24 protein-coding genes and 1 other RNA gene are annotated in these 21,581 nt (G+C 64.6%); 9 read left to right on the top strand and 16 right to left on the bottom strand.

Going from position 1 to position 21,581, the window contains the following annotated elements; translation table 11 throughout:
- Positions 1-7: 7 nt before the first annotated feature.
- The 3 genes from AACG61_RS17075 to AACG61_RS17065 are packed head-to-tail and all read left to right on the top strand — an operon-like array spanning position 8 to position 3,448.
- Positions 8-2,326, top strand: coding sequence for a S8 family peptidase (locus AACG61_RS17075; protein ID WP_411839595.1), 2,319 nt, complete (start codon positions 8-10; stop codon positions 2,324-2,326).
- Positions 2,327-2,385: 59 nt separating this feature from the next.
- Positions 2,386-2,802, top strand: a complete 417-nt coding sequence (locus AACG61_RS17070; RefSeq protein ID WP_411839594.1) for a hypothetical protein — start codon at positions 2,386-2,388, stop codon at positions 2,800-2,802.
- Positions 2,765-3,448: a hypothetical protein gene (locus AACG61_RS17065; RefSeq protein WP_411839593.1), complete on the top strand. Its 684-nt coding sequence runs from the start codon at positions 2,765-2,767 to the stop codon at positions 3,446-3,448. Before AACG61_RS17070 ends, AACG61_RS17065 begins: the two co-directional genes overlap by 38 nt.
- 24 nt (positions 3,449-3,472) lie before the next feature.
- Here AACG61_RS17065 and AACG61_RS17060 read toward each other — a convergent pair whose 3' ends face one another.
- From AACG61_RS17060 to AACG61_RS17040, 5 genes are all read right to left on the bottom strand, one after another.
- Positions 3,473-4,120: a hypothetical protein gene (locus AACG61_RS17060; protein ID WP_411839592.1), complete on the bottom strand. Its 648-nt coding sequence runs from the start codon at positions 4,118-4,120 to the stop codon at positions 3,473-3,475.
- Between the two features lie 60 nt (positions 4,121-4,180).
- Positions 4,181-5,560: a hypothetical protein gene (locus AACG61_RS17055; protein ID WP_411839591.1), complete on the bottom strand. Its 1,380-nt coding sequence runs from the start codon at positions 5,558-5,560 to the stop codon at positions 4,181-4,183.
- A gap of 169 nt (positions 5,561-5,729) precedes the next feature.
- Positions 5,730-6,356 (bottom strand): hypothetical protein, encoded by a 627-nt coding sequence (locus tag AACG61_RS17050; RefSeq protein ID WP_411839590.1) that lies wholly within the window; start codon positions 6,354-6,356, stop codon positions 5,730-5,732.
- Positions 6,353-7,072: a hypothetical protein gene (locus AACG61_RS17045; protein ID WP_411839589.1), complete on the bottom strand. Its 720-nt coding sequence runs from the start codon at positions 7,070-7,072 to the stop codon at positions 6,353-6,355. Before AACG61_RS17045 ends, AACG61_RS17050 begins: the two co-directional genes overlap by 4 nt.
- A 70-nt stretch (positions 7,073-7,142) precedes the next feature.
- Complete coding sequence (locus AACG61_RS17040; RefSeq protein ID WP_411839588.1) at positions 7,143-8,519, bottom strand: hypothetical protein; 1,377 nt, start codon at positions 8,517-8,519, stop codon at positions 7,143-7,145.
- A gap of 146 nt (positions 8,520-8,665) precedes the next feature.
- Here AACG61_RS17040 and AACG61_RS17035 point away from each other — a divergent pair, with 146 nt between their 5' ends.
- Together AACG61_RS17035 and AACG61_RS17030 are read left to right on the top strand one after the other, a co-directional pair.
- Positions 8,666-9,841, top strand: a complete 1,176-nt coding sequence (locus AACG61_RS17035) for an AAA family ATPase (RefSeq protein WP_411839587.1) — start codon at positions 8,666-8,668, stop codon at positions 9,839-9,841.
- A gap of 11 nt (positions 9,842-9,852) precedes the next feature.
- Positions 9,853-10,455, top strand: a complete 603-nt coding sequence (locus AACG61_RS17030; RefSeq protein ID WP_411839586.1) for a hypothetical protein — start codon at positions 9,853-9,855, stop codon at positions 10,453-10,455.
- Positions 10,456-10,459: 4 nt separating this feature from the next.
- Here the strand turns inward: AACG61_RS17030 and AACG61_RS17025 are convergent, their stop codons facing one another.
- The 4 genes from AACG61_RS17025 to AACG61_RS17010 all read right to left on the bottom strand — a co-directional run bounded on the left by AACG61_RS17025 (position 10,460) and on the right by AACG61_RS17010 (position 12,479).
- Positions 10,460-10,705: a hypothetical protein gene (locus tag AACG61_RS17025; protein WP_411839585.1), complete on the bottom strand. Its 246-nt coding sequence runs from the start codon at positions 10,703-10,705 to the stop codon at positions 10,460-10,462.
- 110 nt (positions 10,706-10,815) lie between these two features.
- The gene (locus AACG61_RS17020) at positions 10,816-11,013 is read right to left on the bottom strand and encodes a hypothetical protein (protein WP_411839584.1); all 198 of its coding nucleotides are present in this window, start codon (positions 11,011-11,013) and stop codon (positions 10,816-10,818) included.
- 293 nt (positions 11,014-11,306) lie between these two features.
- A complete protein-coding gene (gene thyX / locus AACG61_RS17015) occupies positions 11,307-12,221 on the bottom strand; it encodes an FAD-dependent thymidylate synthase (protein ID WP_411839583.1) in 915 nt (304 codons plus the stop codon).
- Between the two features lie 24 nt (positions 12,222-12,245).
- Positions 12,246-12,479 carry a hypothetical protein gene (locus tag AACG61_RS17010; RefSeq protein WP_411839582.1) on the bottom strand — a complete coding sequence of 78 codons (234 nt, stop codon included), beginning with the start codon at positions 12,477-12,479 and terminating at the stop codon, positions 12,246-12,248.
- A gap of 90 nt (positions 12,480-12,569) precedes the next feature.
- On the opposite strand from AACG61_RS17010, the gene AACG61_RS17005 reads away from it, so the two are divergent.
- Positions 12,570-13,706 (top strand): hypothetical protein, encoded by a 1,137-nt coding sequence (locus AACG61_RS17005; protein WP_411839581.1) that lies wholly within the window; start codon positions 12,570-12,572, stop codon positions 13,704-13,706.
- Between the two features lie 39 nt (positions 13,707-13,745).
- On the opposite strand, the gene AACG61_RS17000 is transcribed toward AACG61_RS17005, so the two are convergent.
- Positions 13,746-14,249, bottom strand: a complete 504-nt coding sequence (locus tag AACG61_RS17000) for a L,D-transpeptidase family protein (RefSeq protein WP_411839580.1) — start codon at positions 14,247-14,249, stop codon at positions 13,746-13,748.
- Positions 14,250-14,299: 50 nt separating this feature from the next.
- The gene (gene recJ / locus AACG61_RS16995; protein WP_411839579.1) at positions 14,300-16,558 is read right to left on the bottom strand and encodes a single-stranded-DNA-specific exonuclease RecJ; all 2,259 of its coding nucleotides are present in this window, start codon (positions 16,556-16,558) and stop codon (positions 14,300-14,302) included.
- A 133-nt stretch (positions 16,559-16,691) separates the two neighbouring features.
- Here recJ and AACG61_RS16990 point away from each other — a divergent pair, with 133 nt between their 5' ends.
- The gene (locus AACG61_RS16990) at positions 16,692-17,321 is read left to right on the top strand and encodes a hypothetical protein (RefSeq protein WP_411839578.1); all 630 of its coding nucleotides are present in this window, start codon (positions 16,692-16,694) and stop codon (positions 17,319-17,321) included.
- 140 nt (positions 17,322-17,461) lie between these two features.
- Here AACG61_RS16990 and AACG61_RS16985 read toward each other — a convergent pair whose 3' ends face one another.
- The 5 genes from AACG61_RS16985 to AACG61_RS16965 all read right to left on the bottom strand — a co-directional run bounded on the left by AACG61_RS16985 (position 17,462) and on the right by AACG61_RS16965 (position 20,371).
- Positions 17,462-17,701: a GapR family DNA-binding domain-containing protein gene (locus AACG61_RS16985; protein ID WP_411839577.1), complete on the bottom strand. Its 240-nt coding sequence runs from the start codon at positions 17,699-17,701 to the stop codon at positions 17,462-17,464.
- A 76-nt stretch (positions 17,702-17,777) separates the two neighbouring features.
- A complete protein-coding gene (locus AACG61_RS16980; RefSeq protein ID WP_411839576.1) occupies positions 17,778-18,089 on the bottom strand; it encodes a DUF4031 domain-containing protein in 312 nt (103 codons plus the stop codon).
- Positions 18,086-18,646, bottom strand: a complete 561-nt coding sequence (locus tag AACG61_RS16975; RefSeq protein ID WP_411839575.1) for a hypothetical protein — start codon at positions 18,644-18,646, stop codon at positions 18,086-18,088. Before AACG61_RS16975 ends, AACG61_RS16980 begins: the two co-directional genes overlap by 4 nt.
- Positions 18,646-19,260, bottom strand: a complete 615-nt coding sequence (locus tag AACG61_RS16970) for a hypothetical protein (protein WP_411839574.1) — start codon at positions 19,258-19,260, stop codon at positions 18,646-18,648. The genes AACG61_RS16975 and AACG61_RS16970 overlap by 1 nt, the downstream gene beginning before the upstream one ends.
- Before the next feature lie 13 nt (positions 19,261-19,273).
- Positions 19,274-20,371 carry a hypothetical protein gene (locus AACG61_RS16965; protein ID WP_411839573.1) on the bottom strand — a complete coding sequence of 366 codons (1,098 nt, stop codon included), beginning with the start codon at positions 20,369-20,371 and terminating at the stop codon, positions 19,274-19,276.
- Between the two features lie 220 nt (positions 20,372-20,591).
- On the opposite strand from AACG61_RS16965, the gene ssrA reads away from it, so the two are divergent.
- Positions 20,592-20,989, top strand: a transfer-messenger RNA (tmRNA) gene (ssrA, locus tag AACG61_RS16960).
- A gap of 123 nt (positions 20,990-21,112) precedes the next feature.
- Positions 21,113-21,580, top strand: coding sequence for a hypothetical protein (locus AACG61_RS16955; protein ID WP_411839572.1), 468 nt, complete (start codon positions 21,113-21,115; stop codon positions 21,578-21,580).
- Position 21,581: the final 1 nt, after the last annotated feature.

Genomic DNA, 21,581 nt, shown 5'->3' with positions numbered 1-21,581 from the left:
GTTTCAGTTGATCGCGCTTTTGGACAATTGTATCCTTCGCATAAGTAAGTGCGACCTTTCCAGGTCGATCACTCCGCCGAGAAAGACCGTTATGAACCGCCCCATCAGACTGACCGCAATGGCCCTCCTGTTGCTGGGCGTCGCTGCCTGCAAGAGCGGCGGAGACGAGGGCGGCGGCGATCCTGGCGCGGGGAGCGGGGGTGGCGGCGGATCGGTCGTGACCACGCCCGTGGCCGGGCTGACCATCCTTGAGCGGGACGGGGTGAGTGCCGAGCGCATTCTGGCGGCCGCCCGGAACAATCCGCAGGCCCGAAGGGCCGCGGCGGTGGCGCTCATCGCGTTGCCCGAGTTCTCGCGCAACCCCGCGCTCGTTCATTCGAACCTGGCCAACAAGATCGCCCTCGGCCTGACCGGGGCCGGGGTGAAGGTCGGGATATGGGATACCGGCATAGACCGGGGCAACATCAATCTCGGGAACGTCGCGTTCGGGGCCGGGACATCCACGCTGGGCTCCGTGACCGGGGATGATGCCGATGCGGAGGGCGGTGTCCGTCACGGCACTGCGGTGGCGCAGATCATCGCGGGAGATGTCGGGGACGATCCGATCGCGCGCGGCATTGCGTCGGGCGTGGAGGTGCATGACATTGCGGCCCTGAACGAAAGCCAGGATCGAGGCAGCACCGTCTTCACCTCCAGGACACTCGAGAGCAACCTTCGCTACATCGTCGCTCAGGACCTCGACCTGGTGAACATGTCCTTCTCGATCAACTTCGATCCGCAGGTTCGGACCGCCCGGACCGCGATGAACAGCATCATGACCCCGATCATGCGGGATCTTCTGAAGGAGGCGGCGGATCAGGGCACCGTCTTCGTGGTTGCCACCGGCAATTCCGGTCTGGCTGAATCCGACAACATGCTCCTCGGCCTGGGGCAGATGGACGATATGATGGACGGACGGTTCATCGCGGTCGCCGCGCTCGACGAGAACGGCACGGAATTGGCCTCCTACTCGAATGCATGCGGCAGCTCGATGAACTACTGCATCACCGCGGTCGGCACCCGGATCCCGGTGATCGACGGCAACGGCGACGCGGTGAGCTTCTCGGGCACCTCCGCCGCCACGCCTGTCGTGACCGGATCATTGGCCCTGCTGAGGGAGCAGTTTCCGGAGCTTGGATCCTCGGAGATGGTCGAGCTGGTCTTCGCGACCGCGGACGATCTTGGCAAGACGGGCATCGACGCGGTCTATGGCCGCGGCGCCCTGAACATGAACAAGGCGCTTCAGCCGGTGGGCGATGTGGTCATCGCGACAGGCAAGACCACCAGGGACACGATGCCGCTGACGGACGGCATCATCGAGGTGGACGGGGCCCTGGCCGGACTGGCCCACACGCTCAATGCCATCACCGTCTCCGTAATGGATGGGTTCGATCGTGGCTTCGAGGTCTCGGCGGGCGAGTTCGTGAGCCTTCGCGACGATCCGGTGTCGCCCTTCCTCGACCTGGTCATCGACATCGATGCCGGTGAGCCTTGGCGCTTCCGGGCCGACAGCGAGGGCGGCATGCTCTGGAGCGGCGACGCACTGACCCTCGGCTATGCGGAGACCGAGCAGGTTCATGCGCCTGAGGGCCGCGTCCTGGAGCGCGGCTACGCCCCGGACCACGCCCTGGGCCAGGCGGCGATCGTGGGTTACCGAAATGGGAGGAGCGATGTCCGCCTCGCAGTCGCCCAGGATGGTGCAGGGCTCATGGGCGGGGTCGGACAGGGGTGGAGCCTGGGCAATCTGGCGCTGCGGGCCGATTTCGGCCTGATGCATGAGAGCGCCCGGTTCCTGGGAGCGGAGATCGCCTCCGGCTCATCGACGACGGCCTGGGCCGGCCTGCATGCCCGCAAGGAGATTACGAACGGCTTCGCTCTGTTCGGGGATGCCACCCTGTCGCACACGCAGCTGCGCGATGGCGATTTCCTTCTGGAAAGCGCGGATCTGCGCGGGGCCTCAGCCCGCGTTGGCGTCGAGTTCGCGGCCGGCGCCGGACGGGCTGTCGTCACCCTGGGCTCCCCGCTCGTCGCGGATGGAGGAACGATCATCTCGGACATCCCGGTCGACCGGGACGCTTCGACGGACGGCAACACCAGCACCGGCGTGGAGCGCGCGCGCATCGAAAGCCGCATCAGCGCGCAGCGTCCGGTCGATCTGGGTATCGGCTGGACCGGTCCCATCGGAGAACGTGCCGAACTCGGCGTGAAATTTGCCCATCGCTTCGATGACCGCACCGGGATGACGGAAAGCAGCTGGATCGGTGTCGGCTTCCGGATGCATTTCTGACACCACCCATCGGGCCCGGCCGCCGCCGGGCGCGGACATGGCCCCAGAAGGACCCCGCCATGAAATTCAACGTGACCTATCTTCTGACCGCGGCCGTTCCGATCGCCCTGATCTCGATGATCGTCGTGGGATCGTTCACCACCATCCGAGCCGAACGCCGGACCCGCCAGGACCCGGAGCGCCTGGCCTATGAGGCGCTGATCCGGGACCGGAACCAGCTGCATGCCCTCGCCCTGCCTTCTCAGGCCGCTCACGCGCTCTCCCCGCTCTCGCGGGGCGGTGTGATGCATTTCCGTGGTGACGACATGGCCGCAAGGGAGTTCGCCATCGTCTGCCTGAACGCCATGAAGGTCGATGAGGGCGTTCCGGTCTTCGTTCGCCTCGATAGGGGCCAGATCACCGCGATCCGCAACGATGTGGTCACGACCATGATGGCACGTGAGCACCCGTGCCGCTCTTTCGGTCCGAAGCTGTGATCCCGGCGTCGGTAGAGGCCCGGATGCCGGGCCGGAATGGCGAGGACACGCCAGGAGAAACACGATCATGAAGCCCATGAATCTCATCCCCTACCGTCCGGCGTCCTGCAACGGGGATGACCACCAGATAGGCCTGCGGCTCCTCGACCTGGCTACCGATCCGGCGCTGATCGCCCGACTGGACGGCAAGCACCCGATCGCCTCCGGCATCATCGCTCGGGCCGCGCTCCGGGAGGGGAACTCCCGGGAGCTGGTGCTGAGCCTCCCACCGGCGACGAAACACGAGGAGCCGGTCGAGCTTCTCCGGGTTCTCGATTTCGACAATCGGCAGGGATATGAGCATTTCTCGGTAACCGCGCATCCCACGCTTCCGGAGGCGAAGGTCCGCGCCCTGATGCTGAAGATGTCCGAGAGCTTCAGGGCCGCCATCCGGGTCCTGGGGCGCCGCGCGAGCGCCCGCGCGGTCGATGCGGTCGACAGCTTCCTGGGCGCTGATCTTCACGAGCCGGACCCCGATCAGCCGATGCGGGGGCGGAGCCGCCCCGACCGCGGCCCGTCCGGACCCGGGCCGGACAATGGCCCGGCACGGATCGAGGATCAGCGTTTCCGGATCACGGACGACCGGGCGAACCAGATCATCCTGTAAGGACGCCTCGATGCCGGCGCGGCGCTACCCGAATTCGGGTCCGTCTTCGTCGCTCTCGGGCGCCGGCTCTCCGATGGCGATCCGATGCCGGTCCCTGGCCAGATCTAGCGCATGGGCGAGATCCAGGCTTTCCCAGCTGTCCGCGGTGCGCAGCTCGTATCCCTCGAGAGACACATCATCCAGCGCCCCCGGCACGGACAGATCGACATGCGGCGCGACGATTGCCGCCACCTTCAGCGCAGATTCCACCAGCCCGACGGCCGAGAGGCGATGACCGACATCCAACCCGGTGCCAGTGAGGATCAGGGGCGCTGACGGGCGATCCGGCTCTTCGAGCACCATGGCGATGGCCATGGCGTTGCGCATCGCCGGACCGACGCTCTCGGGGGTGGTGCAGGGAATGCCTCCCAGGGAGAACTCGATCCCGTTCCCGGAACCGGGGTCGTGGGCGATGACCAGCGGACGTGCCGCGCCCGGAAGCCGTGCCTCGAGCCTCGCTGTCGCAATCTGCGCGCCCACGAACCCGACGAGCTGCTGCGCGTCACCCTCGAAGTAATCGTCCCCGTCGCGTCCGATCCGGATCAATGTGCGGTGCCTCTGCGCGCCGATGGCCTCGCGGAGCGTGATGGCATGTTCGGTGAGGCTGCGGTGATCCCGCTCGTCGATGGTCATTGATCAATCTCCTGCTTGTCTCGAGATGGCCAGCGGATGCCCGCTTGGATTTGGGGTCGATCAGGGGCTTGGCGCGGCGCTCATGTCGACACCCCGGCGCTCCAGGAAGGCGATCATGTCCTCATCCGGATCTGCGAACTCCGCAGCCCGCCTTGCGGCCGCGGACCAGTCCTCGATCGCGCCTTCCGGATCCCCGTCGATCCAGGTCGCGGGCTCTCCGAGATGGACATGGGGCATGTTGCGGTAGGCGATCCCCTCGCAGCGCGCGAAACCGGCGCCGTGCCCGCATCCCTGCCCCGCGAAGGCACAGGGATGGCCGCCGCCACCGGGCATATGTGCCGGTCCGGCCTCCAGGAACTTCAGACCATCCTCGCCCTCGTAGAAGTCCAGCGTGGCATGAATGCGGTCCTCCGGCCATTCCCGATCGAGCAGCCCCACCGTATCCGTATGGCTGCCGGAGCGGATGAAGACCTGGTCCATGAAGCTGCCGGCCAGGCCCATCGTCGATACCTGGTCGGCCATGCGCTGGGCCAGCGCCGCGGAGCGGATTGCGTTCCAGGCGTTTTCCGGGCTGGGCCCCTCCCCGGTCCACCCGTAATAGTTGGCGACCCCGGTGACCTCGCCGGACTTCACGAAGACGCGCCACTCGGCGGGCCACTCTCCGGGACCGGCAAGCGGGCTGTTCGCCCGGTGCAGATCCTCGCCCCGGTGGAACCGGCCGGCCGGCTCCCAGGGGCGGGCCAGGTAATGCGCACCCGGCTTGTGGCCGCCGATGGCCAGCTGAATGAATCTCGGATCCGAGAAGTCGATGATGCGCCGGTTACCGGCACGGACCCAGCCGCCGCCCAGCTCGAAATCCGGACGCACCCGGGCGGTGTCGTCTGCCGACTTCATGAGCCCGGTTCCGACGAGCGCCTTCAGATTGCTCGATCCGGAGACGTGGGTGCGCACCATCCAGCTCGCCGGAAGATCGTCGAGCGCCCCGTCGATCTTGGACCAAGCCCTCTGACCGGCCTCGTCCCCATCGCGGGAGCGGTCGAATCCGGACAGGAAACGGATGACCTCGGCATCGGCATCCGTGGCCACGGGCCTGGGCGTATCCGGCTCTTCCGAAGCAAGGCGGATCATGCCGCCCATGACAGACCGCCGCACCGGGGCCGGGATCTCCACCGACCCGAGCAACGCCTCCAGCTCATCCTCCTCGAGGCTGGCAACCGTCACCGCAGGGATGGCGTCCACGCCGGCGAGATCCGCGATCCGAAGCCAGATCCGCAGGTCGCAGACATCGAACCGATCCGGACAGTCCCCGGCACCGATCTGTTCGGGTTCCGCCCAGCGCGTGAACTCACCCTCCGCCACGGCCTCCAACCTGGCGATGCCGGATATCCGCGACAGGAGCTCTTCCGGGTTCTTCCGGGCCAGGGCCGCGGCCCCACTCATCAGACGGCGCATCCCCTTGGCCATGCTCCGCTCGGCGCTGGCGTGCGAGACTGCGCCAATGTAGTCCCTGATCCGCATTCAAGTCCTTTCGGGTCGCTCGACCACGTTCCTGGAATCCATCACGCCCTGACGGCGCATGTCCGGCCCGGAGGCCCCGGGCCGCAACGCTTCACATGCCGGGTCGCGGAAGGTCGGGCTCATCCATTTCTTGCGCGAAGACCTCCGTCTCGCGGATGTCCGGAACTTCCCCGATCGCCTCCGGCAGCTCCGGCTCGAGGTTCTGACTGTGGTCGGGCACGGCTTTTCCGCCCATGCCGATGAGCGACTCGAAGCTCAGCCGCATTTCCTCGAGCATCCTCCTCCCCGCGCCTTCCGGATTGGCCTGAGCCGGTGCTGTGGCGGTCCCGAAGGGGTCTTCGACCTCCGCATCCATCTCAGGCTCCCGCCGTGATGACGGGATCAGGTCGGAGATGGCCCCCAGGGCCTGCTCACCCGTATTCACGGCGAGATTGCCGAGAGTCCGTTCGTCGAGTGCCCGCATGGGCCTCGGCTCCGGCTTCGGCAGACCCGCATCCTCGCGCTCCGGATCGGACTGCGGCTCGACGGCCGGAACGGGTTCCGGCTTGGCGGCCGGGACATCCCAGCTGCGCATGTCCGATCTCCGCGCCAGCCCGGAGGTGGGGCTGACCGTGCCCGGACGTGGGACGACCATGTTCGGAAAGAGGCCGGCCAGCGCGTCGCGCCCCGCCTCGATGCGATCCTTCCGGGACAGCCTGCCAGGGCTCATCGCATTCATGGCCGGGGACCCTCGCCCTCGAGCAGGCCCGGACGGCACGCCTCGACGAAGCGGGCGGCGGCATCGGGGTCACTCACCCGGACACTGACGCCGGATTCGAAGAAGCCGTCGAGTTCCGGATCAAGAGACTGGCGCAGCATCAGCGCGCTGACCGCGGGATCGTTGTCCTCGCGCAGCCACTCCATCAGCTGGCCCTGGTCCGGACCGCCCCAATCCGCTTCGGCGAGATCGCGGACAGCCTCGGCATCCGCGAATGCGAGGAAGTCAGAAATGTCCGTGCGGAAGGTCAGCCCGTCGGGCTCATCGCGCATCTCGAGAATGATCGGCGTGCCGCCGATGTTCTCCGGACGGGCCCAGATCGCAGTTTCGAGATTGGCAGGCGCATTTCGGGACGCCTTGATGAGGAGAGATGCCGCCTTCATGCTGTCGCAGCTGTCTTCCAGATCGATCAGATCCGGCTCCACCTCAACCCAGCCTCCGGTGGCCTTCATGACCACCTTCGGTGAATCGATGGAGCGCCAGACCCAGCGGTCCTCCTTCTCGCAGGCGACCGGCCCGCGCCCGAGGAGCTGGGCCAGGTCCGGGGATCCCTTCTCGACCCGGTCCGCCATGGCGCGCAGCGCGGCGGCGACCTTCTCCCCGGACAGGCCGACCGTGGTGTCCTCGATCATTCCGGGGACCTCGAGGAGCATCGGGTAGTGGTGCAGATAGCTCATGATGTTCGTGCCTTCAGAGGGGTTCAGGGTTCGGGATGGGCAGACGGACGCCTGTCCCGGATGCGCGCCATCAGCCGAGCTCCGGGGTGAGGTTGCGGTGAGCCTGAATGGCATCCCGGAGGGCTGCCCTGCGCACGGGGAGATCCTCCTTGCGCATGTCGAGGATCTCGAAGCGCTCCTTGACCTCCGGCTTCCAGCGAAGATCATTCAGGTCGTCGATGTCGCAGGTCTCAGCCTCCGGGGCCATAAGGTCGGCGCCGATCTGGCAGAGGTGATCCTCGTTGCTCGAAGCGAACCCGAAATGGTGTCCGGATGCGATCTCGGTCCCCATCGCGATATGGCTCGGCTCATATCCCCAGGCCATGTGGGAGCCGCCGCGACCTTTCCGGATCTCGAGATCCGGGAGCGCGTCCTTCATCTCCGCGATCACGGCCTCGGCCCCGGTATCGAAGTGACCAAGGCGACGATCGGACCCATCCGCTTCCATGAGCGTGTTGGCGATCCGGCGTTCGAGCGCTGCATCATCATAGGCCCAGACCATCACCGGATCCGTATCGCCCATCCGGATCGAGGCGAACCGCAGCTGCTCCCCGCCCCTGAGCATGACCCCATATGGCATGACGGGCTTGCCGAATGCCGGGATCATGATCTCATGCTGGAACCCGGTATTCAGAAGCCCGATGCGATCCTTTCCGAGCGGCGAATCCACGTCCGGGAGGTCCATGCCAGTCTGGGAGATAATGGCCCAGCCATGGCGCTCGCAGGATGCCGGAAGCTGCACATCCAGCATCTCCTGCAGGGATGCGTCGGGCTCGACCATGTTCGGAAGAACCCGTGGAAGCACAGCGCGCATGTCCTCGTCCGTTGCGGTGACGATGACGAGGTGATCGCGCCATCCCGCCCCTGATGACGTGACCATGACGGCCGACCCCGGAAGCACACCGCGTTCCATGCCGGGACGTTCGACCCGGATGCGTTCGAAGGTAGCGTCTTTCGGAATTTCTTTTTCCCATTCTGCAAGCTGCGCCTCCTCGATCGCCCAGAGGATCGCAGAGCGTCCTTCATGCGTGACCAGTGCGGCGGACAGGTTGCCGAAGAAATCCTGCGGCGCGGCGGGGTCGTGCAGTGGCGCGGAGCGGCTCAGCTCGCCCGACGGCACGAAGCCGAATGCATGGGCGTCATAGCCCTCGTGACCGTTGACGGATTGGATCGGCGCGTAACGGACCTGTGCAATGCCCGGGGTCGCGCCCTCTGGCGCCTCGGCCTTGTAGAGATTATGCGCGGTGCGGACCGTTCCGTCCGGCTGACGGTATGCCGCAAACCCGGTCTCGATCCTTTCCCGAGGCTGCGCACCTTTGCCCTTCAGATGGTCCCTGGCATAGGAGGCTGCGGCATTCGATGCTGCGATCTCGCGGGACGCCGGAGGGAAGGGAATGAACTTCGTCATCTGAGGGCTCCTGGGGCACTGTTCAGGCTGGTAATATCCTGTGATCGACTTTAATCTTCGGATGCGAAAATGCACAGCCGATATTTCCGGAGAACACCATGGATTGGCTCGATCACCTCCGGGAAGGCCCCGGAAATCCCGAACGCATGACCGAGATCTTCCCTTGGGCGCGTGACATGATCGGCTGCCCGCATGATCCGGTCTATCATGCCGAGGGCGATCCTTGGACGCATACCTGCCTGGTGGCGGATAAGCTCGAGACCTCTCCGGGATTCACGGATCTTTCCCCAGAACGGCGCGAGATCCTGCGGCTGTCGGCGTGGTTTCACGATGTTGCCAAGCCGGCCACGACCCGGATCGAGTGGGATCCGAAGCAGATGCGTGACCGCGTCCGCCAGCCCGGACATGCCGCGCTCGGCGCCAAGATGGCCTGGGCCGGGCTGGTCGACGCCGGATACGATCCGATGATGGCGCGCGAGGTCCATGCGATGGTCTTCTGGCACCAGCGCCCGACACATCTTCCGGATCAGAACAACATGCTCAAGCGGGTCATCGAATTCGGCCACAGCGTCTCGATCACGGCGTGGGAGGATCTGATCCGCCTCTGCCATGCCGATCAGGATGGCCGTATCTGCCTGAGCAATGACGGCGCGGACCAGAACCTTGATCTGCTGATGCTGCATCTCGAGGAGGAGGGCCGGAATGTCGGCGTCATGCTGGACACCGCGCCCTGGCCCTTTGCCAGCGCCGCCGCCCGCCTGAAATACCTCATGGCGGACAATGGCGAAGCCTCACCGTTCTTCACCCCGCAGGAACCGGCCGGGTCCAGGATGGTGCTGATGTCCGGCCTACCCGGATCCGGCAAGGATACGGCCATCGCCCGGCACTACGGGCATCTCCCGGTGGTCTCCCTCGACCGCATCCGGGAAGAGCTGCAGATCGATCCCGCCGATCCGCAGGGACGCGTCCTGCAGGCCGCCCTCGAGGAGGCCCGGGTCCATCTCCGCCGGGGTGACGACTTCGTCTGGAACTCGACCGGGCTGAACCCGCTGACCCGAGGCAAGATCATCCGGACAGCGCTGGGCTACGATGCCAGCATCGAGGCCGTCTCCATGGACGTGCCGCTCGGTCTGGTCCGCAAGCGCAACCGCGAGCGGCAGGCCGCCGTCCCGGATTCCGTGATCGACAAGCTCGAACGCAAGCGCGAGCCGGTCACGGTCTCCGAGGCGCATGTGCTCTGGTCGATCGGTCCGGACGGGGAGAGGCGCATGGTCTTCGGGGCCGAGCCTGTTTCCGGGTCCCCCTGCCCGGCCATGTCCTGATGGTGTCCGGAATGCCCTTCCCGTTCAGGCTCCGAAGCCGTGCCGCCCCGCTGCAGGCATCCCGTAAAAGGGCACCTGACCCGGAGCCGGGCAGTCATTGGCAGGCGCTCCTTGCCGAGGCCCGCAATGGCTCACGCCTCTCCGGGTCGAGCCTGCACGGCGAAGTCCATTGGCGTGCGGTGGCCGCAACGGGCCTCCGGCTCCGCGCATTCCACCCGTCGGTGTCGGCGCGGCTGCTGCTCGCCTTCGGGATGCTGCACGACTGTAGGAGGGAGGACGAAGGGTGGGATCCGCAACATGGGTTCAGGGCGGCCGAGGTCGCCCTCACATCGCGGGCGCCGCGGAAGCTGATCGACCCGGAAGAGATCCGGATCCTGGCGAAAGCCTGCCTGCTACACGAGAAGGGAAAGACCGACCCGGAGGATCTCCGGGTCGGTCTTTGCTGGGATTCCGACAGATACAACCTGCTGCGGCTGGATATCCGGCCCATCCAGGAGCTGCTCTCGGCCGAGCTGGTCGAGGCGGATCACGAGCGGATGATCCGCCACACTATCCGGATGCTGGATGCGGTTCCGGAACGGGACGAGCTGATAGACCGGGCCGAGGCCCGGTGATCCCTCAGTGCCTGCCGAGATATGCGGCGCGGCGTGCCTCTGCGGCCTTCCAGGCGACCCCGACCAGGTCCTCGCGCGAGATCCCGATATCGGCAAGATCCCGGTCCGACTTTCGCCGCAGCCGCTCCAGCTCGCCATGGAATGCGTCATACTGGACGAGCAGGGAGAGGATCCGGGCCAGGAAGCCGGGGGCGCGGCGCGTCTTGGAAAGGCGCGCCAGGCCGGTGGGATTGGTGGAGATGGCGGTCATGATGCATATGTCCTTCGCAAATTATTCCCAGCCAACTTACCAGGCCGGTGCGACAGGGTGATGATGTAATTTGCGAAAGACTGCCATGCGATCACAGAATGGATCGGCACTCACGGAGACGGTGCGAGCTGGGCCACGGACCGCGATGGACCGGCCAGGTCCGCCACGAGCCGTAGGGCATCCGCCTTGTAGCGCCGCGCCTCCGCGATCGAGGCCATGCAGTAGGGGTTTCCGCGCGCGTCTTCCTCGAGGATGAGGAGATCGTGCAGCTCGGAGATTCTCGGATCGGTGTCGGAATGGATGAACATGGATGCGCTCCGCGCCTGGCCGGATAGGCCGTTGCCCCGTCCCGCGGGGAAAATCCGGATCATCTTATCAGTGATACCAGAGCGAATAATGCTTGCCAACTGGAACCTGTTGATTGCTGCCGCCCCGCAGGGCGGCTGCAGCGTGATAGTCCTCCGCGATGTATCCAGGCTGGAGCCCGCATCCATCGCGGTGGCTCGGTGCATCCGGGTGCGCCCGTCTGCTCCCAAGCTCGTCGCCTCGGCGATCCCCGCCCTTCAGGGCGGGGAAGATGTTGAAACGGGAATGGGTGCGCTCAGCCCCAGACCGACGTGAATTCACGCCACTCGCCCTTGCTCATTCCGGAAGTCTCGGCCGTGATCACCTCCCCGGCCAGGCGACGCTTGATCAGGTCGACGCCCTTGCCGGACAGCTGGACCGCCCCGAGCCGGTAGTCCTCGAAAGCCGAATAAGCGGCCGGCACCCAGTCCCGGACCAGCTCGCACATCTTCTCCGCATAGACGCGGATCTCGTATTGCGCATGGCTGTCGGCGCGCAGGCGAAGGAAGTTGAACAGGTTGTGCAGATCCGTCTTCCAATACCACTGCGTGTAGATGTTGGCCGGCAGATTCATTCGGGCGAGTTCGCGGGCCAGGCCGAGCTTCCCGCTCTCCTCGTCCGGCGTCAGCATGTCCTGGTAGCTGTCATAGGACCGCATCGCATCCTCTCGCAGGATGTCGAGCACGCGGGCCGCCTCCTCGCCCTGGAGCACCTGTCCGCGGCCCTGGTTGTTGGTGACCGACTGTGCGGCCAGATGCTCCGGCGCGGGGATGTAGAACTCCCGATCGAGGATCGAATACCGGGCGGAGTATTCGTTGACGTTCGCCATGCGGTGACGGATCCACTGGCGGGCCACGAAGACCGGCAGCTTGACGTGGAACTTGACCTCGCACATCTCGAACGGCGTCGAATGCCAGTGGCGCATCAGATAGCGGATCAGGCCCGCGTCGTCGGACACCGCCTTGGTGCCCCGGCCGTAGCTGACCCGCGCGGCCTGCGTGATCGCGTTGTCATCGCCCATGTAGTCGATGACCCGCAGCAGGCCGTGGTCGAGCATCGGATATGCGGTGTAGAGGTGCCGCTCCATCCCGGGGGAGACGGCGCGCAGCGTCTCCTGCCAGTTCTGACGGGAGGTTTCGATCTCCACGCGCTGATCGTCGGTCAATGCCAATGTCTGGTCCTCACATAGGTGCTGCTAAACGGGTTTGCGGGTATCGAACAAAACGTCGGCACGCTCACGCCGCCCACCCAGGCCGATGCAGATCGGACAGGTGCGGTAGCGCAGCGGGCTCATCGAGACGAAGAGCTGTCCGGTGCCGTGGCAGTGCCAGCAGATCTCGTAGATCCCCCGGCAGCCTTCGCCGCGATCCAGACGGGAGACCGGCTGGTGATCCCTGCCCCGCCGATGTCCGGCCGAATTGTCGGACATGGCGACGCCTCACGTTTGCGAAATACTATTCACTATAACGCGGCACCGCTATGGACTGCAATCTCATATTCGCATAATACTGCAAGCATCATGTTCATCAGGCATATCCGGTCACACCTTTCGCGGGACCGGATCGGCGACGATGAACGTTGTGCCGGTGCCGATATGATTTCGCATCATGTCGGCATCCTTGATCCGGAGCATTCCATGAATCCCCACCGCCAGAGTTTTGATCGCTGCCACCGGCGCATTCTTGACACCTACCCGCAAGGGGACGTCCGTGACGAAATCATGTCGATCTTCACCGCGCTCCGTGCGCGGCCGCTGTCGGAATGCGCGATGATGCGCATCTCGGACTTCGTCAAGGGCGACCAGGACGAGATGGTCCGGGCGATGGGTCGACTGATCTTTCTGGCCGGATGTCCGGAAGCCGTGCTGGATACCGGCGGGCTCATCATGGAGGGCGGGCGTCCGATCCGCCTTCCGGCAGAGGCCGTCTCCGCGGCGCTGGATGGGCGTCCTGTCACGCACCCCCTGACCGGACAGGTGCTTCGGAATGCGACCGCCCGGATCCAGCCATGCTATGATCTTCGCCCTGGTGCGTTCATCGACAAGCTCTTCGCGGAACGCGACCTGGCGCCCGGCCCGGGCCGGTCCGGCGTCCTGCTGCTCTGCCCGGATGACGCCACCGCCCATGCGCTTGCCGCACATGCGGGCTGGGCACTGACCACGGATGAGCGCCACGATGAGGACCCCGCCATCACCCGCGGCGCCATCCTTCGGGCAATGCGCGGTGGGGTGCCGGTCTTCGCCGCCATGGATGCGCTGCCCGATGGACTGGATTTCGATCCGGAGCTCGTCGCGCTCCACCCCGACTTCACCCTCGACGAGGCTCTCGGGAATCGCGCCAGGCGGATCCTGGACCGGATCTGCACCCGTGAAGGCCTTAGGCGTGAATCCATGAGGGGCGACGCGGAGCTTCTCGGCATGGCCAGCGCATTCAAGGTCGATGCGGATCATGACATCGTCTCGCGCGGCGGTGGCCGCTGGGCGATCAGCCGCGGGGGCGGGTCGACCCTGAACACGGACTTCGAATGGGAGCTCGAGCCGATGTCCTCCCGCCGCGACGAGGACTACCTCGCGCGCAACCGTTTCACGCTGCAGGAGGCCTTCGCCCACCTGGACGCCTGGCTGGCCCGCAACAAGGCACTGATCCCGGGTGCGTGAGACCCGACTGGCCGGCCTCTCGAGGCCGGCCGGCATGGATCAAGCGAAAATCGCCACCTGCATGCTCGCCGGAATGAGCCCCCAGAGCTCCTCGACATCGTCGTTGGAAACCGCGATGCAGCCCCGGGTCCAGTCGTGACTGTGAACCCCTTGGAACCCGTTGGGCTGACCATGGATGAAGATATCCCCTCCGGGAGAGCGTCCGCGCGAAGCGGCATAGGACAAATCCTTCCTCGATGGGTAACTGACGCCGAGTGAAAGATGGAATGCGGATTGCGAGTTCTTTCGGTCGATCCGATAGATGCCTTCCGGGGTCCGTCCGTCGCCCTGAAACCTCTTCGCTCCAACCGGCTTGAAGCCCAATCGCATGTCATAGCTCTTGATGAGCTTCCGATCCGGGCTGATCAATTCGAGCTTGCGCGCCGCCTTGCGGACCTGGATATGGCCGACACGTCCCGGCCCGGCCGCAAGGGCCAGAGAGGGCATCGCCAGCGCGCCGAGGGCACCGGCGCCCACCTGAATGAAGGTCCTTCTGCCAATCATCCGTCTAACCTTGTCTAATGAATCCGATTTTCTTTGCTCAGCGGTGGGGCTCAGGGAGCCGCCACACCTCCCAGTGACAGCTCGGGCTGGTCGGTCTCGAAGTCCTTGAGTTTCATCTGGATGCTCGTGCGTCCGCGATACTCGTTGAGTTCCAGCAGGCCGTAGGCGTTGACCGCGGTGCCGGCGGAAACCCGGACCCGGTCCGCGAACTCCCCTGATGCGGAATTCCACTTCATGGCGGACAGCTGCCTGCCGGCGGCACCGAAGACGACGCGCAGGTGCTTGTCCTTGACCGGCTGGAAGCTTTCAAGGATCAGGCCGGTGACCAGCACCATTCGGCCCTCGCAGCGCGCGACCACCGCCTCGTCGATCTCGTCGAGGCTGAGCACCTCGGCCGCGGCCTGCGCCAGACCTCCCGCATCGGTCGCGTCGAGCGCGCCTGCCGCGAGCTGCGCCTCGGGTCCGTCCGCATAGCGGATGTCGTCGATCATGAACTGGGGGTTGCTCTTGCCATTGAAGGTATTGATCTCGGCCGTGCCCAGAACCTCGATCGGCTTGCCGATGGCGGCCTCGATGCTGTCTCCGACAGGGGTTCCGACGACGCTCCAGATCAGCCCGTCGATCATGCCGCCAGGCGCCTTCATGGACAGTTTCATGTGCTTGTCCTTGATCACCCTGATCTCGGACAGGATGACCGGCCCGAGCAGCAGCCGCGGCTTCTCGTTTCCGTTCCCGAATGGGGCCATGGCATCGACCGACCGGATCGCGTCCAGGGACAGCTCCTTCAGTTCGACCTTCAGGTCACATGCGGACCTGATCCCCTCCCTGAAGTAGGCGGTCTTGCGGATCTCCGCATCCGCGAAGTCTATGAAGGCACCCACCTGGTCGTGTCGAAGGGTGAGGCCGCCGGCCGCGCCATGCCCGCCGCCACCCAGGATCAGACCAGCCGCCGAGGCGTCCTGGATGATGTGCCCGATGTTCACGTCGCCTACGGATCGCGCTGAGCCCTTGAGGTTTCCGTTGTGGTCGCGGGTGACCACGATGGCCGGCGCATCCTTGGCCTCCTTCACCTTGCCGGCGGAAATGCCCACGACCCCCTCATGTGCGTCCTCCACGATCGCCATGGCCAGACGGCGATCGACGCCGCCCCGAAAGTCCGCGAGCTGGGCGAGGGCCTCCTCGGTGACGCCGTCGGACAGTTCCTTGCGCTCGACATTGATCGCGTGGAGCGCGCCAGCCCGGACATCGGCCTGAGCCCGATCGCGCTCGATGAGGAGCAGGGCACCTGAATCGCTCGCCCCTACCCGTCCGCCGGCGTTGATGCGCGGACCGAGCACCCACCCGCAGGTCTTCTCGGTGATCGGATCGGAGGGATCGATGCCGGCTGCCAGTGCCAACGCGGCCACGCCAGGATTGCGACGCTTCGAGAGGAACTCCGTGCCCTTGTGGACGAAGGCGCGGTTGAGGCCATGAAGTTTCATCACGTCGCAGACCGTGGCGAGGGCCACCAGGTCCAGGTATTCCATCAGGTCGGGACGCTCTGCGGGGCGCCCGTCCCTGCCGTCGAAATGGCCGTCTCGGATCAGTTCGCGGACCACCCCCACGAAGAAGCAGAAGGTCACTCCGGCGGCGCAGAGGTGGCCGAGACCGGATGTATCGTCGAGCCGGTTCGGGTTGATGATGGCAAGCCCGTCGGGCAGCGTCCCGTCCTGGGCGGCATTGTGGTGGTCGATCACCACCATCTCGATGCCGGCAGCCTTCGCGGACGCCAGCGGCTCGAATGCAACGATCCCCGCATCGAGGCAGAAGATCAGATCGCAGCCTTGATCGCGCTGCATGGAGAGAAGGCCAGGCGTATTCGGTCCGTAGCCTTCCGTGATCCGGTCCGGGATTCTCAGAACGAAATCCTCATGCCCGCACCCGCGCAGGATCTCGATGAAGAGCGCAGCGGAGCAGGCACCGTCGACATCATAATCCGACCAGATGCCGATCCGCTGCCCTTCGCGGATGGCGCGAGCCGCCCGCCTCACCCCCGCCTGCATGTCCTTGAGCGTGTTCGGATCCGGCATCCAGTCGCGGATGCGCGGGCTTGCAAACCGTTCGTAATCCTCGGCCATCATGCCGCGGGCCGACAGGATCCGCGCCGTCAGTGCGTTCGCCCCCGCATGGCGCATCTCGGCTTCCAGCGCGGGGTCGATCTCGCCGACATTCCAGAGTCGACCCCTGAACGATCCGGGATGATTCGCTTTTTCATCTTGTTCAGGCATGCGGGCACGGACCTCGGCTGAAAATGTGAACTTCTGATTCATAATCGCGTGCTTTCCGGGGGCAGGCAAGGCGCGTATCAATATTTTATGTGGATTACTCTTGCAATAATGCGAATTTCCTATACTTTTACCAGTGCCCCGTCCTTGATTTTTTCTGAACTTACAGGTGGTAGGCATGGATGGCGGATACATGGGCTTGGCCCAGATGACAGACAGTCGGATCGAACTGTGTGATGGCAGGCTCTTCGACCCGTTGAACCCGGATCCCGCGCTGATGTCGATAGAGGTCATCAGCAACGCGCTCGCGCTCTGCACGCGGTTCGCTGGTCAGTCGCGGAGTTTCTACTCGATCGCGCAGCACTCGGTGCTGGTCGCGGTCCTGAGCGATCAGGATCACGAGGCGCAGCGTTGCGCGCTGCTCCATGATGCGGACGAGTGCTTCGGCTTGCCGGACCTCCCCACCCCCGTCAAACCCCTGTTCCCGGAGTATGTCGCCGCGCAGAAGCGCATCGGCGCCGCGGTTGACGCGCGCTACCGGATCAGCCCGGATCTGCATGCCCGTATCAAGCCTGCCGACCGCCAGGCACTGCTGATCGAGAAGCGCCGCCTGAAGGACCTGCGCAATGCGGGATACTGGAGCACATGGTCTGCCGGTGTGAGCCTGCCGGACTGGATCTCCATCGAGCCTCTCGGACCGGAACAGTCGCTCAGCCTGATCCGCTCAGCCTTCCGCCGCGTGTTTCGGGACAAGCTGCCGGTCGACAGGGACTGGATCCGCACGCGGCCGGGTTTCATCCTGGCCTGATCGGTCCCGATCACTGACCGTGGAGGGCGGGGGCGCTGAGCCTCCGCCCTTTTTCGTCCGGCGGGACCGATCAGGGCGTGTGCCGTGCATGAAAAAAGGGGCGCATTGCGCCCCTTCCCGTCCTCACCGGTCCCGGAGGATCACAGCCCTTCGGCGCGCTTGTAGATATCGAAGATGGCCTCGTCCTCCGAGATCTTGTCCGGATCGGCGCGCTTCAGCTTGGCGACCTTCTCGATCAGGGCGGGGTCCAGCCCCAGGCCCTTCACCTCGGCCTTCCATTCCTTCTTGCGGGTGGCCAGTTCCTCGGCCTCGTCCATGTAGGATCCCGCGACCGAGACGTGCTGGCGGATCAGCTCTTCGCTGGGGTTCGGATCACTCATGTCAATCTCCTTGGCTCGTTGCAATTCAGATTTTCACATAATAGCCGCAGGCGGCAATCAGGGAAAGGCATGCTGATCAATTATTCACATTCCTTGCGCGCAATTGCGCAATGCGCGCGATCTTCGTGAGATCGCCGCGGAGACGCGCGACATGCTCGACCGGCCCGTATTTGTCGGTGAGCACCGCCCCGGCCTCGATCGCCCGCGCCTTCAACGTCAGAGAGATGTCGAAATGCACCCAGGAGGCCTTGGGCTGGGTCTGCAGCCATCTCCGGTCCAATCCGATGCGATCGGCCATCCAGAGGAGCTCGTCGAGGCTCTCCGACCACATGTGGCACATGATCATGCGCCCGTATCGATGCCGGACATCGTCAACGAAGACTGTCATGGAAACAGTTCCGGGTCGTCGCCCTGCCCGGGATCGTCCATGTATTCCTCGAACAGGCAGGACTCCGACTGGACGACCCGGATATGTGCCGGCATCAGCTCCCGCAGCACGCTCAGGACCGAACTGACGCACCCGGATGACAGATCCCGGGTCGCCCAGGCACCGGTGATGACGATCTCCGTCGCCCCGCAGAGGAACGGCCAGGCGGCGCGTGCGGCGATTTCCTGATTGCGGTGGCGGGTTCCAAACCCGCCATCCATGGCCGCGGCCTCCCATCCCGAGTAATGCGGCTCCTCGTTGTCGCATCCCCATACCCTGGCTGCCAACTCCCCGGCTTGTCGCGCCTCCCGGAGTTTCTCGGCGATGGCACGGTTCATCCTTGAGCTGATCGCGTCGGAGAAGCTTCCGTCGATCACGAGAAGTCCGTCAGCGTCCTCGATGTCGGCAATGATACCGGACAGGGAACGCTCGACATCATCCGGTTCAACCTCGGCGGGTCCGCTGGTGAAGAGCGTGCCGAGATGGACGGCCACGACATACCTGACCTGCTCGGTCATCAGATGCCCATCCCGGACGGTTCCGGCTCGATGGCCTCCGGCTCTGGCTCGGTGACGGCCAGCTGCAGCATCTCGCGCTCGTAGTCGGCGCGCAGACGATCTCCCAAGGGCTCCAGGACGTGGCGACAGAAGGCCCGGTAGGCAGGGTTCACCCGGTGGCCCACATAACCCCCTACCCCGTCGCCCGCCAGTTCCGGAACGTGGCTCACCTGATCAAGCAGGGACACGATCCGGGCCATGTCGGAAGTCGCAGCGCAGAGGTATCTGTGCATCCCGAGGTCACGCCGAAGATCGTTGGCCCGCTCGACCGTCATTTCGCCCTCGGCGCGCAGCTCGTTGATCCGGCCGCGCAGGTTGGAGACGGTCTTGTGGTAGCTCTGAAGACGCGTCTCCTGTCCAAAGAGCTTCCCGCCCAGGTAGTCATGCCCGATGTCGGCCAGCCAGAGGCGCCAGTCCTCATCTCCGCATGACGGGAAATGGAGGGTCCCGTTGACCCAGGGCGTCTCGACGCCCAGGATGATCGAGGTGTTGCGCCTGCCGTCGGGATCAGTTGCCGCACCATGGCCGATGCGGATCTGAGAGCGAAGGCCGATTCTTACAGTGACATTCTCCATTTCGCATACCGTATCACATGCTGAAGCTGACCTCGTCCTCGAGCTCCATGGACCATTCCTGCTCCATGTCGGCACGGATCGCGTTCAGATGCGGCATGACATCGCTCGACCGGTTCAGGCGATTGAACTCCTTGTCGAGAACGCGGGCGGTGGTCCAGAGGTAGACCAGGTCATCCCCCTCGAGAGCCGAGAGCTTCTTGCGCAGATCGTGAAAGTCGGTGAATGACATGTCTTTGCCACGGTAGCTCGAAAGCAGGATGTCGTCGCCCTCGCTGGAGACCAGCTGGCAGTTTGCCTCCTCCTCCAGATCGAAGACGGCATAGTCGGGAACCAGGTAAGGTGCGAATGCAGCCTCCGTGGCACGCTCCATGATCGTGGGATCGTTGCGGAGTGCCTTGGCCCAACGGGCATCATAGGCCGGGTCCAGGTCGGCGCCGCGGTTCACGTTCCCGCTGCGATCCCAGTTGAAGTCCATGCTCACGGACCAGGACAGCATGCGGCCCTCGGGGGTCGTGACGCTCGATCGCATCATCAGGTCCCGGATCATCCCGTCACGGCTCGTCGCAGGCAGATTGAATTCACCAAGATCGTTCAGGGAGCGGATGAAGTCGTTGCGGTAATCATCCATCTTCGGATTGCGCAGGCCGAGACGGGTCTGATTCCCGTGGGATCCGCCGGCCGGCACGATGGCGGACATGTCGATATCCGGTGAGCCTGCCCGGTAGCGCGACTGAGTGCGGCAGAAGCTCGCAAAATCAGCCCAGTCCATGGTCACGATATGCGAAAGAACTTCGATCTGTTCGGGACTGGCGCCCATCAGGCCGGTTGACTGTCCCGAAATCTCGTCGGCCACGATGCGCCAGTTGTCATTGTCGATGACCACGATGCCGTTGCGGGTCAGATCGACCTCATCCTCGTTCAGCGGCTTGTAGGCCAAGGCAGCAAGGACCGTGAAGCTGCGCGGCACGTCGCCCTCCCCCGCGAAGAACAGCGCATGCTTGTGTCTGGCTTCATGGAGGAACTGGCCCGTCATCTCGAGCTTCATGCTGCCCATGGAGGCGGGCATCGCGTTCACATCCTGGTTCGTCTGCTCTGCGGGAAGGGCGTTCATTCTGGCTCTCCGGTCAATCTGGTGTTCTGACACGGATTCCCCCATGGTGATAAATCCGCTGTCCCTCCTTCCGGATGCCCGTATGCGATGAAAGGATCAAGCGAATTTTACCAGAGGAGTAAAATTATTCGCAAACACCGATACCTCGTGCAGTCACGCGCCTACATCAATGGGGTCGTGCCAGACCTTACTGCGAGATTTTGCGAAAATCGATTTTTTTTGCATTGCATAGCGCTATAGGGTATGCGAAAAATGCACTGTCGGTTGAGGCCGGCTATGGCGATAAACGCGCTTCGAAGGATGGGCCGGACCCGGGGGCAGTTCCCGGCGGCTCCACCACAGGCGACCCTCCCTGACCCGCCACATTGCATGCGGGCTGCAGGGAGCGAGGGGGCGTCTCTGATGGGGCCGATACAGGATCGACGGACGTAGATAGAAGTTTGCTTTTGCTCGGTGAGATACCACCGTTATCGGTTCAAGACGCACAAATGCCAACAGCAACCGTGCTCCGGTTCTTGCCCTCGCCGCGTAAGCGGCCCGGGTGAACCCCAACAAGCCCTGACGGTGAGCCCGTCAGGCGAGGCCCCCGGGGAGCCTGGCAACAGTAATCCCCGGACTTCCACGTCACCACCGCTACGGCGGTCGAAATACGGGACCACATTGCAATGAGCCGTGGTCGTGATGACCAGAGCCAGACGCACTCTGTTTCCGATTTCGCATGGCCGAAATGAATTCTCGAGCATGAGCATGACCACCGTCCAATCCCCACAGAACCACTGGCGTGCGCGGTTTCTCCTCGACGTCCAGGTGGAGACGGCGCCGGCCGAGCTCCTCTATGACGCACTTGGAGAGCTCCGCGCCCTGCTGGCGCCGATCGCCACATCCAATCGCGCATTTCTCAATGCCATCACCGACATCCTCCGAAGAACGACGGATACCGAGCTGAATGCACGTGGCGCAGGCCCGGTGCAAACGGGCCTCATCTTCGACGACATCGAACGGGACCTCGACCGGGCAATCGTGATGATCCGGGCCGGCGATGTGGAAAGCGTCTTCGTTGCTGCCCGTATCGCACAGGCCTGGGGATGGCTCGCGATGAGACTCCGCGATGAGCTGAACGATCTCGCGGTCTTCGTCACCGGTTCATCTGCGCCGCTGCAGACCTCTGCGGTCGGCCAGGAAAGTCGCGAGGGCTCGGGTGCGGTGTGAC

It is taken from the genome of Paracoccus sp. ME4 (assembly GCF_046736325.1).
Lineage (GTDB): Bacteria > Pseudomonadota > Alphaproteobacteria > Rhodobacterales > Rhodobacteraceae > Paracoccus.
This window is presented reverse-complemented; position numbering and strand designations above follow the sequence as displayed.

What these genes read in the sequence shown, in the direction of transcription:
- AACG61_RS17070 (WP_411839594.1), top strand. Translation starts at nt 2,386, where the DNA reads ATGAAATTCAACGTGACCTATCTTCTGACCGCGGCCGTTCCGATCGCC.
- AACG61_RS17060 (WP_411839592.1), bottom strand. Translation starts at nt 4,120, where the DNA reads ATGACCATCGACGAGCGGGATCACCGCAGCCTCACCGAACATGCCATC.
- AACG61_RS17055 (WP_411839591.1), bottom strand. Translation starts at nt 5,560, where the DNA reads ATGAGTGGGGCCGCGGCCCTGGCCCGGAAGAACCCGGAAGAGCTCCTG.
- AACG61_RS17050 (WP_411839590.1), bottom strand. Translation starts at nt 6,356, where the DNA reads ATGAATGCGATGAGCCCTGGCAGGCTGTCCCGGAAGGATCGCATCGAG.
- AACG61_RS17045 (WP_411839589.1), bottom strand. Translation starts at nt 7,072, where the DNA reads ATGAGCTATCTGCACCACTACCCGATGCTCCTCGAGGTCCCCGGAATG.
- AACG61_RS17040 (WP_411839588.1), bottom strand. Translation starts at nt 8,519, where the DNA reads ATGACGAAGTTCATTCCCTTCCCTCCGGCGTCCCGCGAGATCGCAGCA.
- AACG61_RS17035 (WP_411839587.1), top strand. Translation starts at nt 8,666, where the DNA reads ATGACCGAGATCTTCCCTTGGGCGCGTGACATGATCGGCTGCCCGCAT.
- AACG61_RS17030 (WP_411839586.1), top strand. Translation starts at nt 9,853, where the DNA reads ATGCCCTTCCCGTTCAGGCTCCGAAGCCGTGCCGCCCCGCTGCAGGCA.
- AACG61_RS17025 (WP_411839585.1), bottom strand. Translation starts at nt 10,705, where the DNA reads ATGACCGCCATCTCCACCAATCCCACCGGCCTGGCGCGCCTTTCCAAG.
- AACG61_RS17020 (WP_411839584.1), bottom strand. Translation starts at nt 11,013, where the DNA reads ATGTTCATCCATTCCGACACCGATCCGAGAATCTCCGAGCTGCACGAT.
- AACG61_RS17010 (WP_411839582.1), bottom strand. Translation starts at nt 12,479, where the DNA reads ATGTCCGACAATTCGGCCGGACATCGGCGGGGCAGGGATCACCAGCCG.
- AACG61_RS17005 (WP_411839581.1), top strand. Translation starts at nt 12,570, where the DNA reads ATGTTCATCAGGCATATCCGGTCACACCTTTCGCGGGACCGGATCGGC.
- AACG61_RS17000 (WP_411839580.1), bottom strand. Translation starts at nt 14,249, where the DNA reads ATGATTGGCAGAAGGACCTTCATTCAGGTGGGCGCCGGTGCCCTCGGC.
- recJ (WP_411839579.1), bottom strand. Translation starts at nt 16,558, where the DNA reads ATGAATCAGAAGTTCACATTTTCAGCCGAGGTCCGTGCCCGCATGCCT.
- AACG61_RS16990 (WP_411839578.1), top strand. Translation starts at nt 16,692, where the DNA reads ATGGATGGCGGATACATGGGCTTGGCCCAGATGACAGACAGTCGGATC.
- AACG61_RS16985 (WP_411839577.1), bottom strand. Translation starts at nt 17,701, where the DNA reads ATGAGTGATCCGAACCCCAGCGAAGAGCTGATCCGCCAGCACGTCTCG.
- AACG61_RS16980 (WP_411839576.1), bottom strand. Translation starts at nt 18,089, where the DNA reads ATGACAGTCTTCGTTGACGATGTCCGGCATCGATACGGGCGCATGATC.
- AACG61_RS16975 (WP_411839575.1), bottom strand. Translation starts at nt 18,646, where the DNA reads ATGACCGAGCAGGTCAGGTATGTCGTGGCCGTCCATCTCGGCACGCTC.
- AACG61_RS16970 (WP_411839574.1), bottom strand. Translation starts at nt 19,260, where the DNA reads ATGGAGAATGTCACTGTAAGAATCGGCCTTCGCTCTCAGATCCGCATC.
- AACG61_RS16965 (WP_411839573.1), bottom strand. Translation starts at nt 20,371, where the DNA reads ATGAACGCCCTTCCCGCAGAGCAGACGAACCAGGATGTGAACGCGATG.
- AACG61_RS16955 (WP_411839572.1), top strand. Translation starts at nt 21,113, where the DNA reads ATGAGCATGACCACCGTCCAATCCCCACAGAACCACTGGCGTGCGCGG.